At 66.9% G+C, this 7,511-nt stretch carries 8 protein-coding genes; 1 reads left to right on the forward strand and 7 read right to left on the reverse strand.

Annotated elements, in window-relative coordinates:
• The 6 genes from VF167_06775 to VF167_06800 form a co-directional block, all read right to left on the reverse strand.
• The coding region (locus tag VF167_06775; GenBank protein ID HEX6925115.1) for a Mur ligase family protein at positions 1–740 on the reverse strand (740 nt) is incomplete at its 3' end.
• Positions 737–1,618, reverse strand: a complete 882-nt coding sequence (gene accD, locus VF167_06780) for an acetyl-CoA carboxylase, carboxyltransferase subunit beta (protein HEX6925116.1) — start codon at positions 1,616–1,618, stop codon at positions 737–739. The genes VF167_06775 and accD, both read right to left, overlap by 4 nt.
• A gap of 98 nt (positions 1,619–1,716) precedes the next feature.
• Entirely contained in the window at positions 1,717–2,952 is a 1,236-nt protein-coding gene (rodA, locus tag VF167_06785) for a rod shape-determining protein RodA (protein HEX6925117.1), read from the reverse strand.
• Positions 2,953–2,968: 16 nt separating this feature from the next.
• Positions 2,969–3,442, reverse strand: coding sequence for a hypothetical protein (locus tag VF167_06790; protein ID HEX6925118.1), 474 nt, complete (start codon positions 3,440–3,442; stop codon positions 2,969–2,971).
• A 21-nt stretch (positions 3,443–3,463) separates the two neighbouring features.
• Positions 3,464–4,465 carry a rod shape-determining protein MreC gene (gene mreC, locus VF167_06795; protein HEX6925119.1) on the reverse strand — a complete coding sequence of 334 codons (1,002 nt, stop codon included), beginning with the start codon at positions 4,463–4,465 and terminating at the stop codon, positions 3,464–3,466.
• 65 nt (positions 4,466–4,530) lie between these two features.
• Complete coding sequence (locus VF167_06800; protein HEX6925120.1) at positions 4,531–5,568, reverse strand: rod shape-determining protein; 1,038 nt, start codon at positions 5,566–5,568, stop codon at positions 4,531–4,533.
• 293 nt (positions 5,569–5,861) lie between these two features.
• Between VF167_06800 and VF167_06805 the strand changes: the two genes are divergently transcribed.
• On the forward strand, positions 5,862–6,989 hold the full coding sequence (locus tag VF167_06805; protein ID HEX6925121.1) for a 2'-deoxycytidine 5'-triphosphate deaminase: 1,128 nt from the start codon (positions 5,862–5,864) through the stop codon (positions 6,987–6,989).
• 281 nt (positions 6,990–7,270) lie between these two features.
• On the opposite strand, the gene VF167_06810 is transcribed toward VF167_06805, so the two are convergent.
• Positions 7,271–7,511: hypothetical protein (locus VF167_06810; protein HEX6925122.1), on the reverse strand; the 241-nt coding region annotated here is incomplete at its 5' end.

The following is a 7,511-nucleotide window of genomic DNA, read 5'->3' on the forward strand; positions in this document are numbered from 1 at the left end:
GACACCTGGCGCTCCCCCCAGCTTCTCGACCTCAGGTGGAACCTGGTTCCCGAGAGATCGACCTCCACCTCGTCGATACCCACCACCTCGTCCAGCGACCGCAGCGGTGCGCCGACCTCCTGCGCCCGCCCCCGCAGCACCCCCAGGGCTACCTTCTCCGTCTCCCCGGTGATCGCCGGCACCTCCCGCTTGAAGATCCCCGCCTTCTCGGCGGCCACCTCCTCGATCGACTCGCCGAGCTCCGCGGAATGATCGAGCGCCACGTTGGTAACGACGCTCACCTCCGGGCGGATGACGTTGGTGGCGTCCAGCCGTCCCCCCAGACCCACCTCCACCACGGCCGTGCGCACCCCGTCCTCGGCGAAGCAGAGGAACGCCATCGCCGTGGTGGCCTCGAAGAAGCTCGCCCCGGTCTGCTCGATGAGGGGCTCCAGACGGCGCGCGGCAGCCAGCAGGTGCTCCTCCGCCACCGGAGCGCCGTCCACCTGGATCCGCTCACGAAAAGAGACCAGGTGCGGCGAGGTATAGAGGCCGACGGGGCCCTTTCCCGCCTCCCGCAACACCGACGCGCAGAGGGCGGCGACCGAACCTTTGCCGTTGGTCCCGCCGATGTGGAGCGAACGAAAACGCCGGTGGGGGTCTCCCCCGCCGGCGAGTAGGGTCTCGGTCGTCTCCAGCCCCCACTTGATGCCTCCCGCGGTTCGCCCGTAGAGCCAGGAGGTTAGGGCGTCGAATCTCATCCCGGAGTCGGCGCCTGCCCGTTCCCATCCAGCGGCGGAAGGGCCAGCATGTGCCGCAGAAGGCGCGAGATCTCGCGCTTCAGGTTACGACGGTCGACGATCCCGTCGAGCATGCCGTGCTCGAGCAGAAACTCGGAGGTCTGGAAGCCCTCGGGCAGCTCCTGCTTGATCGTCTGCTCGATCACCCGCGGACCGGCGAAGCCGATCAATGCTCCCGGCTCCGCGAGGTTCACGTCGCCGAGCATGGCGTACGACGCGGTAACGCCACCGGTGGTCGGGTCGGTCAGCACGGACACGTAGGGCACTCCCTCCTCGTGGAGCTGGGAGAGCACCACGGAGGTCTTCGCCATCTGCATCAGGGAGAAGATCCCCTCCATCATACGCGCGCCCCCCGAGGCGGAGACGACGATGAGAGGCTCCCGCTTTTCCAGCGAGCGCAGACCCGCCCGGGCGATCTTCTCACCCACCACCGAGCCCATCGATCCACCGATGAACTCGAAGTTCATGATCGCGAGCTGAACCGGAATCGAGGTCAGCTCGCCCCCTACTGCGAGCAGGGCTTCATGCTGGCCGGTCTTGCGTTCGGCCTGCGCGAGCCGTTCCGGGTACGGCTTCAGGTCGACGAAGCCCAGCGGATCGCCCGAGCGCAGGTCGGCGTCGTGCTCCACCACCGTCCCCTCGTCGATGAGCAGGTTGACGTATTCCGGAGCCGGTAGACGCAGGTGGTACCCGCAGTTGGGACACACCTGCCAGTTCTCCTTCAGCTTTTCACGATAGACGATCTCGCCGCAGGACGGACACTTCTCCCACACATCTCCGGGAAGCTCCCGGCGATCCGTGGCCTGCAGCGGCGTCTTCGGTTTCCTGAACCAGGACATGACAGATCGATTTCAACGTGAGGGGCCGGCAGCAGAACGCCTACGGACCTTCGGCCGACTCCCTTCTAGCTTCTAGCTCCAAGCTTCTTGGCCTCCCCCTACCCCCCCGCCTCCGCCGCGATCCTCTGCACGATCGCCACCGCGACGAGGTTCACCAGCAAGAAGGATCCCCCGTAGCTCAGGAAGGGCAGCGGAATGCCGGTGATCGGCATGATCCCCACCGTCATCCCCGTGTTGACGAGCACGTGCGCGAACCACGAGCCGAACAGACCGAAGGGCACCAGGCTCGCGAACGGGTCGGGCGTGCTCTCCGACACCCGTACGAGCCGCCAGAAGATCAACCCGAAGGTGATCAGGACGGCGGCGACCCCTATGAAGCCCCATTCCTCTCCCACCACTGCGAAGATGAAGTCGGTGTGCTGCTCCGGCAGGAAGGCCAGGCGCTTCTGCGTCCCGTCGAGGAAGCCCTTCCCTGTCAATCCCCCGCTGCCGATGGCCACCCTCGACTGGATCAGGTTGTAGCCGGACCCTCGGGGATCGACGCTGGGATCGAGGAAGACCAGGAAGCGCGCCTTCTGGTACGGCTCCAGCTTGTTCCAGAGGGGGAGCGCCACCGTTCCCGCCACGATGTTGGCGAGCATGATGGTGATCCCCTCGGAAAGGTACGGCTTGTACAGAAACCCCATCGCCATCGCCAGGAGGACGATATATGCCCCCCAGAGCAACGTGTTGATGGAGAGGAACAGGCCGATGACCGGGCTGATCAGAAAGAAGAGGGTGGGCAGCGGGGTGCCCGCCCAGAAGAGCATCGCGATCAGAATCGAGGCGAACACCAGGGCGGTACCGAGGTCGGGCTGTAGCATCACCAGACCCATCGGCACCACCACCACCGCGATCGGCTTCCAGAGCTGCCAGAGCGTTTTGGGCGCCTCCCGCCAGCTGCCCAGCACCCGGGCGAGCATCAGGATCACCGCGATCTTGGCGAACTCGGAGGGCTGCACGCGAATCGGCCCGATCGCGATCCATCCGGATACGCTAGCCGCCGTCCCCGCGCCGGTGCCGATGAAGATGGTGAGCACCAGCAACACCACCGCGAAGGCGTAGAGCGGCTGTGCGGCCCACTCCAGCCAGATCACCGGGATGCGCAGCACGAACGGCGTCGCCAGCATCGCCAGGACGAACCAGAGCAGCTGGTGTCGCCACAGGCCCGGCACCAGGCTCGGGACGTCCACTACGCCCGCGCTGTAGATCATGGCGACCCCGAAGAGAGCCATCCCCACCACCAGGCCGAACAGCACGGGGTCTCCGAGCGGGAGCTGACGACCGCGGATCACGGCTCCCTCCGCGCTCTCAGGTAAACGCGCGGTAGGCGGCCATCGCGAGCACGCCTGCCGCCGCCGCGTAGATGGCCGTCATCGGCGCAACCACGAGCAACTCCGCCGCACCGGAGCGGAAGAGCTCTCGCGTCAACAGCGACAGCAGGGCGTCGTACAGCCACTTTCCTATAAACAGGTAGAGGGCGAGGAACACGTAGCTCTCGCCCGAGAAGATCTCCCTTGAACGCGCCCCGGCGAAACCGAGCGCCGTCAGCACCAGCGCGCTGATGCCCAGGTTGAAGGGCACCATCGAACCATCCACGATCCCCAGCACCAATCCCAACCCGGCGGCGCTGCCCGCGCGAATCTCCCGCGCGGCGAGAAGCAGCGCGACGACCAGCAGATCGGGGGCAAGCTGGTCGAGCCCGAGCCCGATCCGCAGCACGAAGTGGAGGACAACCAGAACGGCGATGAAGATGCGGAACCCCCAACCCGTCGATCCGTTCATCCCCTCTCCTCGCGGCCCGCGTCAGTTGCCGGCATCCGGATCGTCTCGCTCCGTAGCCGGAACCCCGAGCACGGGAGGACCGCCGGGGCGCGGCGTCGACCGCGCCTCGGAGGGCGCTCCTCCCGTGGGTCTTGCTGGTTGGCTGGTGCGCGGCGCGACCTGGCTGGCAGCAGCCGCCGCACGCTCAGCCGCCGCAGCAGCGGCCGTATCCACCGCCATCGACTCGCGCGGCTGGATCCCCCACGACCGCGCGAGGTCCACCCCCGCCAGCGTCTCCTGCGGCCCGCCGAGCACGAGCACGTAGGTCATCTCCGACGGCCCCACCGAGGGACGGATCAGGTAGTTCCGCTGCCAGCTCGTCTCGCGACCCTCGACCGCGGCGACCCGGCCGATCGGGATCCCGCGCGGGAAAACCCCTCCGTGCCCGGACGTGACGATGATCGTGTTCGGCTGCAACTGGACGTGTCGCGGGGTCCCGGTGAGCGCCAGCATCGGCTCCCCTCCCGGCCCGACGCGGGGCTCTACGATGCCGTAGACCTGGCCGTCGAGGGTCATCGCGCTGGCGCGGAATTCAGGATTCATCCAGTCGAACCCGAAGGAGATCGACTCGTCCACGCTGCGCACCTGTCCCACCAGCCCGCTCGGCGCGACGATGGGAGCTCCCGGTCGGACTCCCTGGGCGGCACCGGCGGTCAACTGAAAGTAGCCGTCCGCGGCCCGCCCCGGGATGCGCACGATCTCGGCCGGGACGAACTCCGGCGGGAGCTTCTCCCGCAGTCCCAGCAGTGCGCGCAGCTCCCGGTTCTCCGTCACCAGCGCCGCCTGCCCCACCAGATACGCCGCGAGGCTGTCCCGTTCGGCGCGCAGGCGGGCCGGATCGTCGAAGCTCGCGTGTCGCTCGACCGAGCCCTGCTGCAGCTGCAGCACCGGGCGCAGCACCGTCGCGCGAACACTGCGTGCGATCGCTTCGCGATAAGGCCCTGGCAAGGCAGCCAGGATGCCCGCCAGGGCCAGGAACAGCACGGCGATGCGGAGATCGCGCTTTCGGCCTCGCTCTCCCCCCTCGCCGAGGTACGGCTTGAAGGTGCTCAGACGGTCAACACTCCCCGGTACTTGTTGATGTCGTCGAGAATGCGGCCGGCGCCGCGAACCACACAGGTGAGCGGCTCCTCGTCCACGTGGATCGGCAGGTTGGTCTCGCGGGCGATGAGCTGATCGAGCCCGCGGATCAGGGCTCCGCCACCGGTCATCACGATCCCCCGGTCGACGATGTCCGAGGCCAGCTCGGGCGGGGTGATCTCCAGCGCGCGCCGCACCGCCTCCACGATGGCCTGGATCGGCTCCTGGATGCACTCGCGGATCTCCTGCGAATGCACCCGCACCGTCTTGGGGATGCCGCTCACCAGGTCTCTCCCCTTGACCTCCATCTCCCGCTCATCGCCGGTGCTGAACGCCGAGCCGATCTGGATCTTCACCGCCTCGGCCGTCGGCTCACCGATCATCAGGTTGTAGTTCTTCCGGAGGAAGGTCACGATGGCGGCGTCGATCTCGTCCCCTCCTACCCGGATCGAAGTGTCCGAGACGATCCCGGAGAGGGCGATCACCGCGATCTCCGTGGTTCCTCCGCCGATGTCGATGACCATGTTGCCGGTCGGCGTCTCCACGGGGAGGCCCACGCCGATGGCGGCCGCCATCGGCTCGGCGACCATGTAGACCTCTTTCGATCCCGCCGCCTGCGCGCTCGAGCGCACGGCGCGCCGCTCCAGCTCGGTGATCCCCGACGGCACGCCGACCACCATGGTCGGCTTCAGCTTCAGCAACCGCTTCGAGGTGACCGTCTCCAGAAAGTAACGGAGCATGATCTCCGTTACGTCCACGTCCGCGATCACCCCGTCTTTGAGCGGTCGAACGGCGGCCACTCCCTCCGGAGTTCGGCCCAGCATTCGCTTCGCCTCCAGGCCGATCCCCTTGATCTTCCCGGTCGCCTTCTCCACCGCCACCACCGAGGGCTCGTTCAGCACGATCCCCTCGCCTTTGACGTAAACGAGGGTATTCGCCGTACCCAGATCTACCGCAATGTCATTGACCGGGATGAAGGAGCCGGACCTGAACCAGCGAAAGGCCATGTATTTCTCCGAGTCGACCGCCGGAGTCGAAGAGCCGCGATTCCGCCAGCGGAAAACGCGTGTGATGTTGTGAAACTACGGAATCGCGAAAGCTATGGCCGCCCCCCGCGCACACGCAAGCAGGTCCGCGCTCGCCGCGGGCGCCCTGCCACGCAGGGGACATGCCTGCGCGTGTAGCGTTGCGCGGGATCACAGCTTGCGAGGCTCGGCCAGGGGTACGACATTCACCGCGCCCGGCCCTCGCCGCGCCGCGAGCTTCCGTTTACTTCAGATACCCTCGCCCCCATCACGTCGTGCCGAATTCGGTAGATATCGGACCCGGGATAGCCGACGGGCTCCTACCTTTCCAGCACATATCGGAACTGATCACGCGCGGGGTCCTCCGCGCCGCGACTCCCTTCGAGGAAGATCAGTTGCAGCCGGCGAGTCTGGACCTGCGTCTCGGTCCGGTGGGGTATCGCGTTCAGGCCAGCTTTCTCCCCGGCGAGGCGACGGTACAGGAGCGCCTGGCGGATCTGCAGATGCACGACCCGCTCGACCTCGAGCGGCCCTGCCTCCTCGAGCGGGGTTGCGTCTACATCATCCCGCTCCAGGAAGAGGTCGCGCTACCGCCCGACCTGGCCGCCAAGGCGAACCCGAAGAGCACCACGGGGCGGCTCGACATCTTCACGCGGCTGATCACCGACCGCGCCACCGAGTTCGACCGCGTCCCCGCCGGCTACCAGGGGAAGCTGTACGTGGAGGTGGTGCCTCGCACCTTCAGTATTGTCGTCCGTGCGGGCACGCGACTGAACCAGCTACGCGTGTATCGCGGCCGGCCCGGTCTCTCCGACGCGGAGCTGCGTAGGCTGCACCAGGAAGTTCCGTTGGTCTTCCGGGGAGGCAAGCCGGCCGAAGCCCTCATCGGGGAGGGGCTCTGGCTGACGATCGACCTGCAGGGCAACGGCACCGGGCCGGTGGGCTACCGCGCTCGTCCGCACGGCCTCGTCGACCTGGCCCGCTTGCGGCACTACGACCCGGCCGATTTCTGGGATCCGATCTATCGCTCGCGCCGCGGCAGCATCATCCTGAACCCCGACGACTTCTACATCCTCGCCTCCCGCGAGCGCATCCGCGTCCCCCCTGACCTCGCCGCCGAGATGGTGGCCTACGAGCCTCCCATCGGCGAGTTCCGCGTGCACTACGCCGGATTCTTCGATCCGGGCTTCGGGTACGGCGAAGGGATCAAGGGAACGCCCGGCGTCCTGGAGGTCCGCTCGCACGAGGTGCCCTTCCTGCTCGAAGACGGCCAGATCGTGGCCCGCCTCCTCTACGAGCGCCTCCTCGCCCGCGCCGAGCGCCTCTACGGCACCGGCATCGGCTCCTCCTACCAGCACCAGGAGCTGACGCTGAGCAAGCAGTTCAAGGCGCCTGAGATGTAATTTTCAATTTTGAATTTTGGATTTTGAATTGGGGGTGGGCGGCAGCAGTCAATTACGAATTACGAATTACGAATTACGAATTACGATTCCGGCTCTGGCTCCCGATATCCTGTAGGGGCGCCTCTTGTGGGTGCCCGCACACAGGTGCTGGGGGCGGCGCACATTGGCTGTCCTTTGCGTGGCGGTCCCACCCCGAACGACCGGACACCGCCGTCCGAAACCCTCAACATCGGTGATCGCGCCCACCCGTAATTCGTAATTCGTAATTTGTAATTCGTAATTCATCCTCCTATCGCCTCCGCAGCATCCTTCAAAGGCAGCCCAAACGCCTCCGCCACGCCGGGGTGTACCACCTCGCCGCGCACGATGTTGAGGCCGCGCAGGAGGGCGCGGTCGCGGCGGCAGGCCTCCTCCCAGCCGATGCGCGCGAGCTGGGCGGCGTAGGGGAAGGTCGCGTTGGTCAGTGCCAGGGTGGAGGTGCGGGGCACTCCGCCCGGCATGTTGGCCACGCCGTAGTGAATC

It is taken from the genome of Longimicrobiaceae bacterium, assembly GCA_036375715.1.
Classification (GTDB): Bacteria; Gemmatimonadota; Gemmatimonadetes; order Longimicrobiales; family Longimicrobiaceae; genus DASVBS01.